This is a genomic window from Peribacillus sp. YIM B13477 (genome assembly GCF_042787955.1).
Taxonomy (GTDB): Bacteria; Bacillota; Bacilli; order Bacillales; family DSM-1321; genus Peribacillus; species Peribacillus frigoritolerans.
Genome location: NZ_JBHZPD010000006.1, coordinates 76,646 through 93,603 on the forward strand (window position 1 = coordinate 76,646; position 16,958 = coordinate 93,603).

A 16,958-nucleotide genomic window follows, 5' to 3' on the forward strand; every position below is an offset into this window, starting at 1 on the left:
ATGCATTTTAGTTGGGCAATCATTGAAAGCGAAGATATTTTTGTAGAATTAAGAAAACGCTTTCAAAAGGGGGATTACTATGTTTTCTCGTAAAAAGATTTCAGCGGTACTATTGGCAGGTTCGTTAGCTTTAAGTTTAGGTGCATGCAGCAGTTCGGGGACATCAGGAGAAAAGAAAGAAGATACAGGCTATCCGAAAAAAGCGATAACGGTCGTTGCTCCTTCGGGTGCAGGCGGGGGATGGGATTTAACGGCTCGTTCATTTACAAAGGTCTTGGGTGAGACGAAACTGGTGAACCAGCCATTGACCGTCGAAAACAAACCCGGCGGCGGGGGCGCTGTCTTCATGGCGGACTATGCAACACAGCAAGCGGATAATAATGACATGCTGTTCGTTAATTCACCGCCTGTCATCATCAATAACCTTAAAAAAGAAGGCAACAGTCCATATGGATATAAAAATACGACACCTTTGGCGCAGCTGACAAAGGATTATGGGGCGATAGTGGTAAAGGCGGATTCTGAATTCAAGGATTTGAAATCCGTGCTGGAAGCGGTGAAGAAAGATCCACGTAAGCTGACCTTTGCAGGGGGATCTGCACCGGGATCCATGGATCATTTGATTTCCATTCTTCCAGCCTATGAATATGGCTTGAATCCAACCGAACTTAAATACGTTTCTTACGACGGTGGCGGGGAAGCGATTACGGCATTGCTTGGCGGAAATGCGGATGTGATCGGAACGGATGCATCCAGTGTCAGGGAATTTTTAAAAGCAGGAAAGATTAGAGTGTTGGCTGTAACCTCGAATGAACGTTTAGGTGGGGATCTTAAAGACATACCGACGGCAAAGGAACAAGGGGTCGATGCTGAATTCACGATTTGGAGAGGCGTTTTTGGACCTCAGAATATGTCTGGTGAAGCGAAAACCTTTTGGGACGGAACCATTGAGAAGCTAGTTGAAACTTCTGAATGGAAAAAGGAAGTGGAAGTGCAGGGATGGGAACAAGAATATAAAAATAGTGAAGAATTCAGCAAGTTTTTAGTAGAACAGGAGAAACAGGTGCAGCAATTATTGAAAGCTTTAGGCATGGAAAAATAATCGGGAAGAAGGGGGTGCTTTCACCTTCTTCTTATTTTCTGAAATGGGGGGATTGTGATGGATGTTAAATTTGATCGCTTTGCTTCTGCAGCCTTTCTGGCTGTCGGAGTGCTGTTTATGATAGGAAGCAGGAAACTGGCCAGTTCTTCTTATGGAAGTTCGGTAGGACCGGACATTTTCCCTTTTGTATTGGGGCTCGTCCTTTCTCTTTTAAGTATTCGCCTGTTCTATGAGGCATTTCGGGGCAAGGGGCAGGAATCGCGTAAGGAAAAGCTGCAATATAAACCTTTCATCATCATTCTGCTCTCCACCTTGATTTATATTTTGACGTTGGAAACGATAGGATATGTCATTACGACCTTTCTGTTTTTGTTTGTTTGCTTTCAAACGATGGAACGGAATAAGTTGGTGACATCGCTCATCATTTCCGCAGGTTTTTCCGGAATCATCTATTATTTATTCGTGAATGTGTTAAAGGGAACACTGCCGGGTTGGCCAATCTGGTTTTCATAACAGGAAGGGGGATGTGAAGTGGGCACTTTTGATTATTTAATGCATGGTTTTGAAACGGCACTAACTTGGTATAACATACTATTTGCATTTGTCGGAGTATTGATCGGTACGGCGGTCGGCGTTTTGCCGGGGATCGGGCCGATGAGCGGTGTGGCTCTTTTAATTCCGGTAACCGCTTCGATTACAGGTGGACTTCCTCCAGAGCAAGCGGCAACAAGCGCCATCATTTTACTTGCAGGTGTTTATTATGGAGCGATGTATGGGGGATCGACAACTTCAATCCTATTGAATACACCTGGCGAATCTTCTTCTGTTATCACCACATTGGATGGCTACCAAATGGCCAAGAAGGGAAGAGCCGGGAGTGCTTTATCCATTTCGGCGATCGGTTCCTTCGTCGGAGGGATCGTCACCCTTATCGCCATGATTGCCTTGGCTCAGCCATTATCGACGATTGCCATTAAATTCGGTCCGGCGGAGTATTTTTCACTCATGCTTCTAGGGTTGGCGGCAGTCAGCGGCCTTGCGGGAAAATCCGTAACCAAGGCACTGATCATGACGGTTTGCGGTTTGTTGATCGGGACGATAGGCATTGATAATGTTTCCGGGATCTCCCGTTTTACATTCGACATTCCTTGGCTGTATCAAGGGGTCGAATTCCTGACGATCGCTGTTGGTCTATTCGCCCTTGGGGAAGTATTCAAGACAATCTTGGAAAAGGACGAGGATGATGGGGAAATCGCAAAGATCAATAATTTGCTTCCTTCCAAAGAAGAATTCAAGGAATCTGCGGGGCCGATTGCGAGGGGGTCGATCTTAGGTTTCTTTGTAGGAATCCTGCCGGGTGCAGGGGCCACTCTAGCTTCCTTCTTCTCATACCTTATGGAAAAACGGATTTCAAAAAAACCTGGGAGATTCGGCACAGGGACAATCGCTGGTGTGGCTGGTCCTGAAACTGCCAATAACGCGGCTTCCGGCGGAGCGATGATACCATTATTGACGCTGGGAATTCCGGGTTCCGGTACAACGGCGATTTTAATGGGTGCGCTCATGATGTACAATGTTCAGCCAGGTCCATTATTATTCGAGGACCATCCCCAGGTGGCTTGGGGACTTATCGCCAGTATGTTCATCGGGAATCTGATGCTCCTCATCCTTAATCTCCCGCTCGTTAAGGTTTTTGCGAAAATCATTGAAACGCCAAAGAAATATTTGATTCCGATCATTATCGCGATTTCCATTTTTGGTGTTTATGCGGTACAAGTATCGACTTATGATTTATTGCTATTACTAGGGTGCGGGGTCTTGGGATACTTCTTAAGTAAAAATGATTATCCAATCGCCCCGTTGGTATTAGGCCTGGTTTTGGGGCCGATGATAGAAAACAATATGCGCAGGGCACTGACGATATCCGATGGTGATTACAGTATGTTTTTCACTCGGCCGCTTTCGCTGACCTTCCTGATCGTAACAGCATTATGGCTGCTCATTCCGGTTTTACTTAAGAAGAGAGGGAAGGATGTTGTCATCAATATTGAAGGTTAATCGATATTTTCTGAATGTTGTGAAATAACCCCTTTTTTAAAGGGGTTATTTTTTATATGATGTAAGTAGAGGTGATTGAATGCGTTTACACACCAAGTTGATGCTAGGCATCTGTACGTTAATCATCTTAATGGGTGGAATCTTTGAAGTTATCTTCATAAATATCCTGGAAAATAACCTGAAGCAGGAAACAGGGGAAAAAGCATTGTCCGTAGCCCAGACCATTTCTTTGCTGCCTGAAATTAAACAAGCTTTTCGAACGGATCATCCCTCTGTAATCATCCAGCCCATCGCGGAAAGAATTCGCAGGCAGATCGATGCGGAATTCATAGTAATAGGAGATGAGAATGAAACACGGCTGTCCCATCCAAATCCCGACTTGATCGGAAAGAAAATGGTTGGGGGAGATAACGCCGAGGTTTGGGATGGGGAATCCATCATCACGGAGTCCACTGGCACATTGGGACCTTCCATAAGGGGGAAATCCCCGATAATCGCCAATGAAAAGGTCATTGGTGTCGTCTCCGTTGGCTACCTACAGGATGATATTGAAAAAGAAGTGTCCAGTATACAAAGAAAGATCGTCTTGATCATCTCTTTCATATTAATCGGCGGTTTGTTGGTGGCCTTTTTCATTTCATTCAATATAAAAAAGGCGATATTGGGTCTGGAGCCGAAAGAGATCGCTTGGATGTTTCAAGAGAAGCATGCCATTTTGGAATCCATTCATGAAGGCATCATTGCCATTGATGTTCATGGGAAAATCACGATCGTCAATGAAACGGCGCATAAAATCCTTCATATTCCTAAGGACGTCATGCTTCGCGGACAAAAAATCGAAGAAGTCATAACGCATACACATTTGCTTGATGTAGTAAGCACGGCACGGGCCGAATATGACCAGGAATTCATGATTGACGGTGAAGTTTTTTTGGCAAGCCGGATTCCCATTTTGAATGGACAGGGGGAAATCATCGGTGCCGTTGCAAGTTTGAGAAATAAATCGGAGCTATCCAATCTCCTTCAGGAACTGTCACATGTAAAGGCGTATGCAGAGGGGCTGAGGGCCCAGACACATGAATATTCCAATCGGCTTTATACACTGCTGGGCTTGATTCAACTCGGTTCATATAAAGAAGCGATGGATTTCATATCGAAGGAAGTCGATGTCACCCAGGGCTTCATTCACTTTCTGATGAAGGAAGTGCCTGATCCGATCATTGCGGGGTTCATCTTAGGGAAGGTAAGTTTGGCCAGCGAGATGAAAATTGATTTTACCATCGATAGAGAAAGCAGTTTTAAAGATATTCCGTCCGAAATAGATCGGGATTTATTAGTGACGATCATCGGCAATCTCATCAATAATGCCTTCGAAGCTGTACGGGAAAACGAAAGGGAGGAAAAAAGGGTATCGTTGTTCGTCACGGACTTGGGTAAAGAGTTGATCATAGAGGTTGAAGATAATGGAAAAGGGATGAGCTCAAATGTTACCGAACTGATTTTCCGGAACGGTTTTACGACGAAAAGCCATCAAACCAATTCGGGTATAGGTTTGAGCCTTGTTCAGGAAGCAATTGATGGATTAGGGGGTTATATCACTTTTTCGACGAAAGAAGGGGAATATACGATCTTTACCGTAGCTATACCAAAAAACAGAGGGGGGATTAAATGATGGCCCATCGCGCTATAGAAGTTCTGATCGTCGAGGATGACCTGCGGATTGCCGAGATACAAAAGCTATTCATCGAAAAGCTTGAGGGGTTTCAAACAATCGGGATCGCTTCAAGCTATGACGAGGCTAAAAGCTTCATTGAAATCATGCAGCCGGATCTATTGCTGCTCGATATGTATTTTCCGGATATGAATGGGCTCGATATCCTGAAAGAAATCAAGCAGCAAAGCAAACAAATGGATGTCATCATGATAACGGCGGCTAAAGAAATCGAAAAAGTCCAGGAAGCCATCAAGATCGGCATATTTGATTATATAATCAAGCCTGTTGCATTTGAACGTTTCAAGCAGTCCTTACGCCGGTATCAAGAGTATCACATTAAACTGTCTGAATTGGAAAAGGGCAATTTTCCCGTAACGCAGCAACAGGTGGACAAGCTTTTGCGAAAGGAAATGAAAGAAAAAGAGAGGGAACGAACTTCACTGCCAAAAGGAATCGATCGGATGACTTTGGAGAAGGTGATGGTTGTGTTGGGGAAATCCTCCCCGGGGTTAACTGCAGAAATAGTGGCGAAGGAAATCGGGGTGAGTAGGACAACGGCAAGGCGGTATCTGGAGCACTTAATGTCAGAGGAAAAGATTGATGCCGATTTAACATATGGCACGGTAGGACGACCTGAACGGGTCTATGCCATCAAGATATAATGGGTTCGCCAAAGGCGGATCTTTTTTTATTTGATCGAATAAATGCAGGCGATTTCTTGGTATAGAATTGATGGGAAATTCACGTTTTTTGAAGTTTAAAAATGATGAATGAGGAAAAAATACATGTGAAAAGTTTTGATGCAGACAAGTATATGACAAGTGTCATGGCAAGGATTTGACGTTTATGACTATAGAAAATCGGTTATTAATCCTATACTTAAAGCAGAGATACCGGCGAATTAATACATTCAAACACTCCATATATTTTAAGAGGAGGAAAACATGAGTAACCATAATCAAAAACAATTGAGAAAAGATATTGCCCCTTTTGAAAAATCCAATACTAAATCAAGCGTGAAACAGCTCATAAATACATTTCCGCCATTTTTCCTGTTATGGTTTTTAGCTTATCAAAGCTTAACCATTTCATACTGGCTGACACTTGCATTGGCCGTTCTTGCTTCTGGATTCGTAGTCAGGATTTTCATCATTTTCCATGATTGCTGCCATCAATCGTTTTTCAAAAGCAGGAAAGCGAATAGCGTTCTGGGTACAATCAGTGGGATCGTTACATTATTTCCGTATGAGCAATGGAAGCATAGCCACTCCATACATCATGCAACAAGCAGTAATTTAAACAAACGCGGTACAGGGGATATTTGGATCATGACCGTTGATGAATATATCGCCGCTTCATTCTGGGGGCGTCTTGCTTACCGTTTATATAGAAATCCGATCGTCATGTTTGGATTGGGCCCATTTTATCTATTTCTTGTATCGAACCGTCTGAATAAAAAGGGCGCTAAAAAGAAAGAACGGATGAATACGTATTTGACAAATGCTGCAATCGTGGCAATTTATGGCCTTTTATGCTTGGCTATCGGATGGCAGGCATTCCTGATGATTCAGGTACCGATGCTTTTTGTAACGGGATCACTGGGCATCTGGCTGTTTTATGTACAGCATCAGTTCGAAGATTCTTATTTCGAAGAGGAATCTGAATGGGATTACGTGAAGGCTGCCATTGATGGAAGTTCTTATTATAAACTTCCGAAGGTCTTGCAATGGGTAACCGGTAATATCGGTTTCCACCATGTGCATCACCTTAGTCCAAGAGTGCCAAACTATAACTTGGAAAAAGTCCATGATTCCACCCTGCCATTGCAGCAGGCAACGACAATCACCCTTAGTTCAAGTTTAAAATCGCTTCGCTTCCGCCTTTATGATGGAGAAAACAAGACGTTTGTAAGTTTTAAAGAGATTAAGGAACGTCTAAATGAAACAAAATCCAAGGTGGAAATCAATAATAAACGTCCAAGTCTTCAAGAAAAATAAATAGTTCATCAAAAAACCATTCGATTTCCATTGGATGGTTTTTTGATGAAACTCCTTAGTATATACTAGGGTAAAAAGAAATAGAGGCGGCGCCATGCAAAGTTGGTATCATATCTTTCCGAAAAACACAGGGCTGAGCCCTTATGTCTGGATCATTTTTTGTATCCTTCCTTTTTATTTCATCTTCAAATCTTCTTCGATGTTGGAGATAGTCTTTGGAATCGTCATGATCATTTTGTTTTTCATATCATATGGTCTCTCATTCGTTTCGAAGGGATGGCCCGTATACGTATGGACGGCGATACAAATAATCATTTCCATATCGATGACCATATTTTTCAGCTATATTTACTTTTCACTCTTTTTGGCATTCTTTATTGGGAATGTTCAAAATAAGGTTGGATTTTTCGTATTATATTCAATCCAGCTATTGGCTACCATTGTGTCTGTCAATATTGGCTTCATCATGAAAGACCCTACCTTCTTTTCGCAATTTCCCTTTATGCTCATTTGTGTGGTAGGCGTGATCCTTCTCCCTTTCAACACTTATAATCGGAACAAACGGGGTATGCTGGAAGAACAATTGGAGGATGCCCATAAACGAATATCAGAGCTTGGAAAAATGGAAGAACGTCAGCGGATTGCCCGTGACCTACATGATACACTTGGACAAAAGCTGTCTTTGATTGGCTTGAAAAGTGACCTTGCAGGGAAATTGATCGATTTGAATCCGGAGACGGCCAAGAAGGAAATCAAGGATATCCGGCAAACGGCGAGGACGGCACTCAAGGAAGTACGTGAAATGGTGTCGGAAATGCGTGGGGCGAAGCTAAGCGATGAAATCATCCGGGTCAAGCAAATATTGAAAGCGGCAGAGATAGAATTCAATTTGGAAGGCACCGCGGAATTGCGGGATACCCCATTGCTGGTTGAAACGGTTTTGAGCATGTGCCTGAAGGAAGCTGTTACCAATATCGTCAAGCATAGCGGTGCCGACTGCTGTAATATCGTCATCGATGAATTACAAACAGGAGTGACGATCACAGTACAGGATAATGGAGTGGGACTTTCACATCGATCAGAGTATATTAAAGGAAATGGACTTCAAGGAATGAAAGAAAGGCTCGAATTCGTTAATGGAAGCCTGGATATTAAATCAACAGATGGAACGACACTGTATATAAGGGTTCCGAATGCTATAAAAAATAATGGATAGGTGGGATTAACCTTGATTCGAATCGTAATTGCCGAAGATCAGCGGATGCTGCTTGGCGCTTTAGGTTCCATCCTTGATTTGGAAAGTGACATGGAAGTTGTCGGAAAAGCGAGCAATGGGGAAGAAGCAATGAATCTCGTCAATCAATTAAAGCCGGATATCTGCATAACCGATATTGAAATGCCAGTTAAAACCGGGCTTGATGTAGCGGAGGAGATCAAGGATCAGGGCCACCAATGCAAAGTCATCATTTTGACCACCTTTGCACGTCCTGGGTATTTTGAAAGAGCAAGAAAGGCCGAGGTGGGCGGATATCTTCTCAAGGATAGCCCTAGTGAGGAACTGGCGAACTCGATCCGTGTCATCATGGATGGGCGGCGCATTTATGCTCCCGAGCTGGTGGATATGGCTTTCGAAGAAGAAAACCCTTTGACTGAAAGGGAGAGCCAAGTGCTCGAATTGATCGCAGATGGTAAGACCACAAAGGAAATCGCAAGCCAGCTTTATCTGACCAATGGAACGGTCCGTAATTATATATCAGTCATCCTTGATAAATTGGATGTAAGCAATCGCGTTGAAGCGATCGTAAGATTCAAGGAAAAGGGCTGGTCAAAGGATTGAACAAAGCGTAAATCCCTGGAGGCTTTGCAAATCAAAAAAGCAAAGTGTCAGGATTGAATTATGGTATATTAATTTCTATTACATAAGGAAAGGGGATGACCATTATGCAAAAGGCTACATTTGCTGGAGGCTGTTTCTGGTGCATGGTGACACCATTTGAAGAACAACCGGGGATTGGGGGAATCGTATCCGGTTATACGGGAGGACATGTTGAAAACCCGACTTACGAGGAAGTGAAGACGGGAACTACTGGGCATTATGAAGTCGTGGAAATCACTTTCGATCCTCAGTTATTTCCTTATGAAAGATTGCTGGAACTATATTGGCAGCAAATCGATCCAACCGACGAGGGCGGTCAATTCCATGACAGAGGAAGCCAATATCGGACGGCCATCTTCTATCATGATGAAGCTCAAGAAAAACTGGCCCTTGAAGCGAAAGAAAAGGTAGCGGCCAGCGGGAAATTCCAGAAACCAATCGTAACGGAAATCCTTCCGGCCCAAACCTTTTACCCTGCCGAAGAATACCATCAAGGCTATCATAAAAAAAACAAAGATGATTATAAAGCGGACCGTGCGAAATCGGGACGCGATGAATTCATTGGCCAGCATTGGAACGGTGAATGAAGTGGATCGGGTGTGTTTTCACATCCGGTTCTTTTTATTGTCCTTTTAAAGGTACAAAAATTAAATTCATTATTTCATCGGATTTTTCTGCGGAGGGGGCAATTTCTCATGATATTTTCATATTTCTTCAGTACACTAAGGGGTAGGTGGTGATGATCATGAATAAGAGAATTTTAATAATAGAAGATGAAGAAAAAATAGCGAGGGTCCTTCAGCTGGAACTTAATCATGAGGGTTATCAAACAGAATCGGCTTTTACGGGAAAGGCAGGTCTGGAAAGGGCGGAAGCCGAAGAGTGGGATTTAATCTTATTGGATGTGATGCTGCCCGAGTTGAATGGCATAGAGGTACTAAGGCGTTACCGGAAAAAGAATGGATCGACACCGGTCATCCTTCTGACCGCAAGGGATGCTGTGCCAGACAAGGTGAACGGCCTGGACCATGGCGCGAATGATTATGTAACGAAGCCGTTTGAAATTGAAGAGCTGCTGGCACGGATCCGTGCTTGTTTTCGTACCCATGTAAGGGAGAGCCAATCAGAAGGGGAAGAGGATGAACTGAAGATCCATGATCTGAAGCTGAACCTTGGTACTAGGGACATTCACAGGCAAGGCAATAGGATTGAGCTGACTTCACGCGAATTCGATTTGCTGGTTTATCTTTTGCAAAATAAAAATCAAGTACTTTCAAGGGAGCAAATCCTGACACATGTATGGGGATATGACTTTGCAGGGGATACGAATGTGGTTGATGTGTATATCCGTTATTTGCGCAAAAAGATAGATTATCCCTTTGAGCTGCAGCTCATCCATACTTACCGCGGGGTAGGTTACAGCCTGAAGGAGCCAGTATGAAGATTCGGACGAAAATCCAATCGTATTCCAGTCTTTTTTTAAGCGTCATGCTCATATTGTTGAGTATCATCGTTTTAATCGCCTTCCTTTGGATATCGTTAGAGAGGGAACGGGATCTGCTTGAAGATCAAGCTTCATTAATCGAAGAAAATATCCTGACGAAAGATTTGATTTCCGGTGATTCCGATTTAATGGAGCCGTATATCCCGGACGATGGAATGGTGCGGATATTCGACACGGATGGAAGGCTGGTAAAATCATTTACGGATGAAGAGGACCTCAAGGGGCTTGCGGTTAAATCCATTAACGAGAAAGGATATGATTTTGCCAAAGCTGACGGTGAATATGTATTGACCTACCGTTATCCTTATCCTGATGAAGGGAAGAAATTGGGTATGATCGAGGTCACACAGCCGCAGGATACCCTCCTTGATAATTTATCGACGCTTGCCCTCGTTTTGGGCGGTGCATCTCTTTTTGTCATTCTGTTATCGATTCTTGCCGGTAAGTGGCTGGCCAACCTGATCCTCAAACCGATATCGGTCATGAGCGGAACGATGAAGGATATTGAGAAAAGCGGGGAATTCAAACGGATACCGCTATCGGATCAATCAAAGGACGAGCTGCAGGTGATGGGAGCGGCATTCAACAGGATGATGGAAAGGCTGGAGCGGAATTATAACCAACAGCAGCAATTCCTTTCAGATGCCTCACATGAATTGAAAACACCGATTACGGTCATCGAAAGCTACTCCTCTCTACTGAAACGTTGGGGAATGAAGGATCAGGCGATTCAGGAAGAGGCAGTGGAGGCAATCCATCATGAAGCCGTCCGGATGAAAAAACTGACGGAACATCTTCTGCAGTCAGCTTCCCAAAAGGAACCTTCAGAAGATGTGGAAGGGAAAATAGAACTCATTTCGTTTTGTGAAGGGATTGCCCAAACATTCAGAAGGACGGGAAATCGTGAAATAACGATAGAGTCAGAGTTTAAGGAAATCTATGCAATGACCATTTCCAGTAAGCTTGAACAGGTGATAGTCATCCTATTGGACAATGCAATGAAATATAGTGAATCAAGTATACAGATCATGATAAAACGGCAGGATAATGAAATTGTCATCGGTGTGAAAGATCACGGCGGAGGGATATCACCAGAACATCTCCCACATGTATTTGACCGTTTTTATCGCGTTGATTCATCAAGGGCAAGGAAAACGGGAGGCAATGGACTCGGGCTATCCATCGCCCGGACGCTTGTAGAGTCATTCGACGGTAAATTGGATATTCAAAGCGAGGTGGGAGAGGGAACGTTGGTGACTCTTACTCTTTCTCATCAAATTCTAATCTAACGCTCATGTTCATTTCATGAAGGGTGCTTATTATAAGGGTAACAACTTAAAGGAGGAATCATTCATGAAAAAACAATGGAGTACGATTAAAGAAGGTATCATTCAAAGGAAAAAGGTAATCATGACAGTGTCCATAGCGTCTGTATTGCTTTTCGGCGGTGCTGCTGGAACGGCGGTATATGCAGTCAATAAGGGGAACCTATCCGAGGATGAGGCTGTCAAAATGATTTCAGAAAAACTAGGCGGGGAAGTTACTCAATTTGAAAAGGATTGGGACCAGCCGATGACCTATGAGATGACCGTAAAAACGAAAGAAGGCTATCAGGACGTTGACGTTGATGCTGAAAAAGGAGAGATTCTTTCTCAGGAGATGGAAGACGGTGATGATGAGGATATGAGCACACAACAAGCCGTGGAAACTGCAAAAGTCAGCAGTGATCAAGCTGAAAAGATTGCCTTGAAAGCGGTGGATGGTCAAGTAACGGATATGGAGCTGGATTCAGAGAATGGCACCCTTGTGTACGAGCTGGAAATAAAACAAGGCCTAAAAGAATATGATGTAGTGGTGGATGCCACCACGGGAAAAGTATTGAAAAACCAATTGGATGATTAATCATATGTCATGTCGACAGTAATCCATGATATATGGAGATTGAAATGTATGAAAGGATTTGCCGGGAGGCAGATCCTTTTTTTATTTGCCAAGACAGTCGGGGAAGTGAAGCTACCAAATCCTTAACAACATATTAGTTCCTGGCTGCAGCATTGTTGGGAGATGGGCTGTTTATACATATAAGAAGGAATTGAAAAGAAGAATCGCGAATAGGGGCATTAAGGAATCATATACAATGGAGGAATGACAATGGGAAATTTGGAAATGGCCCTGCACTTAAGGGAAAAGAAAGAATTCGAAAAATCCAATCGTATATTGATGGATCTCGCAAAGCAAAATCCCGGTGATGCAGTCATACAGTATCAGTGTGCCTGGAGTTTGGATATTCTCGGACTTGAGGTAAAGGCGGTGCCCTTTTATGAAGCGGCACTCGAATTAGGTTTGCCGGAGGAAGATGCAAAAGGGGCCTACCTCGGGTTGGGGAGCACATATCGCACCATAGGGGAATATGAAAAATCAAGACGGACATTGGAATCCGGACTGGCGAAGTTTCCTGGGGATAAGGCTTTATTGGTATTCAGGGCCATGGCATTTTATAATTTGGGCCAACATGATCTTGCGATGGAATCTCTTTTGAAGATCATTGCCGAAACCTCGAGGGATCAAGAAATACAATCTTATGCTAAGGCGATAGAATTTTATAGTGATAACCTGGATAAAGTTTTCACATAAAATCGTGCTCATCCCCAAACTATCCACAAAACCTGTATAAACAAGTCATTTTTACATAGCAGAAATGAATGAATCAACAAATTTGATGGGGAAATTCTTGCTTTTGCCACTTTTACGGATAAATGAATGTGGATAACCTCGGATTGTGGATAACTTCCCGGTGTTATTCACTACTTTTCCACAGGTAATCCACATATTCACCTTTAATATGAAAAAAACACTGGCGATTAAGTTTCCAGGAATTTTTTATTGTAATGACTTAAGGCTAAAAGGGGATAAATATAGCGATAGCTATGATAATGGATATACAAAAAATCCGCCATTCCCTGGCCTGCAGGATAATCATTGGTCCAGCTTTCTTGTTGACCTGCACGGATGAGGTAGGCAATGCCTTTTTCAATCTCGGCTGTCGGCTTTTCTGATGCCGATATCAACGCATCCACAGCCCAGGCTGTATGTGTCAGTGTGCTTGTTCCGAGGGGGATATATCGTTGCTTGATATCACTGTAACAAGATTCACCCCAGCCGCCATCTTCATTTTGAATTTTCTTCAACCAAGTTAAGGCTTTTTGGATGGATGGATGTCCGGTGGCTTGCCCTGCTGCCTTCATGCCGGTCAGTGCAGACCATGTGCCATATAGATAGCAGATGCCCCAGCGCCCATACCAGGAGCCATCATGCTTTTGGTCTTCCAATAGCCAATCCACCGCTCTTTTACTGACTTCTTCCGGCTTTTTCATATTGGTATAGTTCCCCAGGAATTCCAGCGTCCTTCCTGTCAGATCAGCGGTGGAAGGGTCAGTCAGGAGATATTTCGAACCCTCTATAGGAAGAAGCTGCAGCCATTTATGGTCGTTATTCCGTTCGAAGGCTGGAAATCCACCATTATCATTTTGCATGGAAATCGTGAAGGCGACACCGCGCTGCCAGCTGTCCCGATTATCCGGTTTCGCTTGCAATTGCTTAGCCAGCGCCCGCAGTGACGCGGTCGTATCATCGACATCCGGATTCATGGTATTCAAATCCGAGAACCCCCAGCCGCCAGGAATTGCATCAGGATTATGGATCAGCCAATCTCCATACATATAATGCTGGCGTGACAGTAAGTACTGATTGGCGGCCTTGACCGTTTTGTCTTTGAAAGGCATTCCCGCTTCTTGAAGGGCGTAGCTTATTAAGGAGGTATTCCAAACATGGGGCGTCGTGAACTGGATATGTGTGTGTCCCTCAATGGAGCAGGCCATCCCCTTTAGACCGGCAATGGCCTTTAGAATCACTGGATCTCTTTTCGAATATCCAATTGAAAGGAGGGCAAAGATCATGAAAAAGGTAGAGCCGAAATAATTGTACAGTGTACCGTCTGGTTCCAGCCTGTCAAGCATGAACCTTTTCGTTGAATCCAAGGCCAAGGAATGCAAATAATCCGGATAACCAATCAAGGTTTTGACGCCTGTTTGAAGTTTGGAGAAGAAGGAACGATATTCTTCGGCACGGTATTCTTCCCACACTTGCTCTTCGGAACTGTCCTCCCTTGTTTGAAATAAATCTTTTAAACTTGGCGTGTCCGGGGTCGTGATCTGAAACTTTTTATGGCCCAGCAATAGCAATGGAATCATATTGACCCGCCCATATACGGAAAGGTCATAAATGCTGACGAAAAAGGTCGGAGGCAGTAAGACCACTTCGAGTGGAATGGGGAATAGGCGCGGCCATTGATATTGTCCGGTGACAGTAAGCATCATTTTCGTTAACATTTTGGCCTGTTTGATGCCGCCCTTGGAAAGAATGAATTGTTTGGCTTTCCTCATATGTGGATGATTCTTATTGCGGAGTCCACTAAAAAGAAGGCCATAGTAAGCCTCGATCGTAACCGTAACATTGCCGTCCTTCTCATCTTGGAATAGTTTCCATGACCCGTTTTCCGTTTGCTTGCTTTCGATTCTTTTTACTAAAGCCTCTATAAGAGGAGTATCTTCCATATCTAGAATTTTCAATAATATGATCATATAGGCATCTGCTGTTATCCCGGTGTCAAAGGGATAATTCCACGAACCATCAGCGGATTGGTCTTGTTTCAAGCGATGAACAAGGCGATTGATTTCCGATTGTACATCTTGGTTCAATGACTTTCCTCCTCTAAAAACACATTTCCGTTTATATGTATATTCAAAACTTGTCGTTGCATTCAAGAAATCATGTCAGGCGCATCGATAAAGGAGGGGGGAACTAAAAACGCTTTGGCAATGAAAGCTGCCAAAGCGTCATTTGAATCCTATCAGTAGTTCGGTTTGATTCAAAGAAGGTATGCTTTTAAATCACCTAACCCGAATTATGCGAGGAATTCGGGTTAGGTATATTGCTACCAGATATACTGATTTTCTTCTACTCGAGTTCTTATGTTCATTAACAAGGACATTCATCAATACCATATGGATAGATCAATTCAGGTTCTATACCTAAATTTCCATAAAAATGCTGTTCTATAAAATGTTTAATATTTATTAATTCTGAAGGGGTGGGAAAGGACGATACTTGAATGGTAGGGATGTGCTCAATTAACATATTTTTATGATCACCAATATCGGTAGAAATGAGCAGATCAAACTCCTCATATTTGAAGAGCAAATCAATACTGGATGGATCCAATGTTGAAATAGCCACTTTATTACCATAGTGATATTTTAATACTTCCCTAATATAATCTTTTTCGTTATAAGTTCTGCACATTAATGCAACCTGTATTGTATGTTGATTCCATTTTCTCAAGACAACAGACTGTAGAAGTGAAAATATCTCTAAAACATCAAGTTTCTTAATCGTTAAAGGCACTGAAGAAAAACTTTCAATTGCCAGTTCCTCAATTACCTGGAAAATCGGATTTGTTTCAAAATATGGAAGGAACTGCAACATTGAATTTCCTGCACTTTCCGTTTCAAATTCAGTTTCAACTTGTATCCTTTTTAATGTTTGGGATAAATGGAATAAAAAAATATCATCTTGTGATAGATTAAAACCAACATATTTAGAAAGACATTTTAAAAATTTAACCAAGGGAAAACCTTTTTTACTCCTCATTCTTTTTTTAATATAATTAATGTACTGTGATCTATTTAATGGTCGTTCCTCACTCATGATATAAATAGAAAAGAAGAGAATTTCCTGTAGTTGAATATCTCTTGTCGGGCATTTGGCCATATATTTTACCAATTCTTTCGAGAGCTCAAAATATTTACTACCTTCATAAGTATTTATTAGATTTTTAGGAAATGAGATATAATGCCCCATGGAGACACGAAAATTTGATATAAATAAAATCATTGTTAATCGCTGTAAGGCACCTGTTCTGCAAGACATTGAATATTTTGAAAACAGCTGTAATAAATCTGTTTGAAATTTTATCGTATCGATGGAATCATCTTTAATGGTATTGGCTTCAACTGACATAAAGTCCAAATATTGCGTGATGAATCTTCTAATCTTTTTTTCATCCCCTATGACTTTAAAGGGGCTTGCAGTTAATGTAACACCTGCCTCACTTACAACCTCTTGTAATTTTTCAAGGTGACGGTATGCAGTGGAACGACTAATATAAACCGCTTGGGATATCTGGGGAATATCAACACCATCGTTTAAAAGAATTAACTTTAATGTGTGTAAATAGGAATTCTTTTCTCTTATTTGTGTTAATAAACTTTCTAATGTACCATTTTCAGGTTTAATTAGACGAACTCCAAGGTTTTCATTTTTTTTCAAAATCCATCCGTCAGGGAAAATAGACTCCAGGGTTTCTAAATCACGCCAAATTGTACTTCTTGAATACTCTGTTTTCTCGGATAATTCAGCTATACTAATCCATTTGTTACTATTAAGTAAATGAAAGATCAAGTCTGAATAACGTTTATAAAATCGATTCATATTATCACCTATTTCGTAATCGATCATAGTCCATTCCTAAACCTAAGACTACAAAAGGATTCTCATTTTATTTTCCCTGTTTAAGGAATTTACATTATTAACTTAGAATATTTACATCGATCTCTTATTGATAGTAACTAAGTCCCGTTTTTTTAATA

15 protein-coding genes are annotated in these 16,958 nt (G+C 42.3%); 13 read left to right on the forward strand and 2 right to left on the reverse strand.

Going from position 1 to position 16,958, the window contains the following annotated elements; all coding sequences use genetic code 11:
* Window positions 1-79: 79 nt before the first annotated feature.
* The 13 genes from ACFX4H_RS18040 to ACFX4H_RS18100 all read left to right on the forward strand — a co-directional run bounded on the left by ACFX4H_RS18040 (window position 80) and on the right by ACFX4H_RS18100 (window position 12,885).
* On the forward strand, window positions 80-1,102 hold the full coding sequence (locus ACFX4H_RS18040) for a tripartite tricarboxylate transporter substrate binding protein (RefSeq protein ID WP_034310025.1): 1,023 nt from the start codon (window positions 80-82) through the stop codon (window positions 1,100-1,102).
* 57 nt (window positions 1,103-1,159) lie between these two features.
* Window positions 1,160-1,615: a tripartite tricarboxylate transporter TctB family protein gene (locus ACFX4H_RS18045; RefSeq protein ID WP_377435967.1), complete on the forward strand. Its 456-nt coding sequence runs from the start codon at window positions 1,160-1,162 to the stop codon at window positions 1,613-1,615.
* Between the two features lie 18 nt (window positions 1,616-1,633).
* Window positions 1,634-3,160 carry a tripartite tricarboxylate transporter permease gene (locus ACFX4H_RS18050; protein ID WP_377435968.1) on the forward strand — a complete coding sequence of 509 codons (1,527 nt, stop codon included), beginning with the start codon at window positions 1,634-1,636 and terminating at the stop codon, window positions 3,158-3,160.
* A 79-nt stretch (window positions 3,161-3,239) separates the two neighbouring features.
* Window positions 3,240-4,832, forward strand: a complete 1,593-nt coding sequence (locus tag ACFX4H_RS18055) for an ATP-binding protein (RefSeq protein WP_241636547.1) — start codon at window positions 3,240-3,242, stop codon at window positions 4,830-4,832.
* Window positions 4,829-5,536 carry a response regulator gene (locus ACFX4H_RS18060; protein WP_084737336.1) on the forward strand — a complete coding sequence of 236 codons (708 nt, stop codon included), beginning with the start codon at window positions 4,829-4,831 and terminating at the stop codon, window positions 5,534-5,536. Before ACFX4H_RS18055 ends, ACFX4H_RS18060 begins: the two co-directional genes overlap by 4 nt.
* 282 nt (window positions 5,537-5,818) lie before the next feature.
* Window positions 5,819-6,871 carry a Delta(5) desaturase DesA gene (gene desA / locus ACFX4H_RS18065; RefSeq protein WP_063595801.1) on the forward strand — a complete coding sequence of 351 codons (1,053 nt, stop codon included), beginning with the start codon at window positions 5,819-5,821 and terminating at the stop codon, window positions 6,869-6,871.
* Window positions 6,872-6,965: 94 nt separating this feature from the next.
* Complete coding sequence (locus ACFX4H_RS18070) at window positions 6,966-8,087, forward strand: sensor histidine kinase (protein ID WP_377435969.1); 1,122 nt, start codon at window positions 6,966-6,968, stop codon at window positions 8,085-8,087.
* 12 nt (window positions 8,088-8,099) lie between these two features.
* Window positions 8,100-8,708: a response regulator transcription factor gene (locus ACFX4H_RS18075; RefSeq protein WP_249598394.1), complete on the forward strand. Its 609-nt coding sequence runs from the start codon at window positions 8,100-8,102 to the stop codon at window positions 8,706-8,708.
* A 104-nt stretch (window positions 8,709-8,812) separates the two neighbouring features.
* Complete coding sequence (gene msrA / locus ACFX4H_RS18080; RefSeq protein ID WP_377435970.1) at window positions 8,813-9,334, forward strand: peptide-methionine (S)-S-oxide reductase MsrA; 522 nt, start codon at window positions 8,813-8,815, stop codon at window positions 9,332-9,334.
* A gap of 158 nt (window positions 9,335-9,492) precedes the next feature.
* Complete coding sequence (locus tag ACFX4H_RS18085; RefSeq protein ID WP_377435971.1) at window positions 9,493-10,188, forward strand: response regulator transcription factor; 696 nt, start codon at window positions 9,493-9,495, stop codon at window positions 10,186-10,188.
* On the forward strand, window positions 10,185-11,540 hold the full coding sequence (locus tag ACFX4H_RS18090) for a sensor histidine kinase (protein ID WP_377435972.1): 1,356 nt from the start codon (window positions 10,185-10,187) through the stop codon (window positions 11,538-11,540). The genes ACFX4H_RS18085 and ACFX4H_RS18090 overlap by 4 nt, the downstream gene beginning before the upstream one ends.
* A gap of 64 nt (window positions 11,541-11,604) precedes the next feature.
* Window positions 11,605-12,153 (forward strand): PepSY domain-containing protein, encoded by a 549-nt coding sequence (locus ACFX4H_RS18095; protein ID WP_048688116.1) that lies wholly within the window; start codon window positions 11,605-11,607, stop codon window positions 12,151-12,153.
* 249 nt (window positions 12,154-12,402) lie between these two features.
* Entirely contained in the window at window positions 12,403-12,885 is a 483-nt protein-coding gene (locus ACFX4H_RS18100; RefSeq protein WP_377435973.1) for a tetratricopeptide repeat protein, read from the forward strand.
* Window positions 12,886-13,112: 227 nt separating this feature from the next.
* Here ACFX4H_RS18100 and shc read toward each other — a convergent pair whose 3' ends face one another.
* Window positions 13,113-15,008 (reverse strand): squalene--hopene cyclase, encoded by a 1,896-nt coding sequence (gene shc, locus ACFX4H_RS18105; RefSeq protein WP_377435974.1) that lies wholly within the window; start codon window positions 15,006-15,008, stop codon window positions 13,113-13,115.
* A gap of 280 nt (window positions 15,009-15,288) precedes the next feature.
* Entirely contained in the window at window positions 15,289-16,827 is a 1,539-nt protein-coding gene (locus tag ACFX4H_RS18110; protein ID WP_377435975.1) for an AcpB/EbpR/MafR family transcriptional regulator, read from the reverse strand.
* Window positions 16,828-16,958 lie beyond the last annotated feature (131 nt).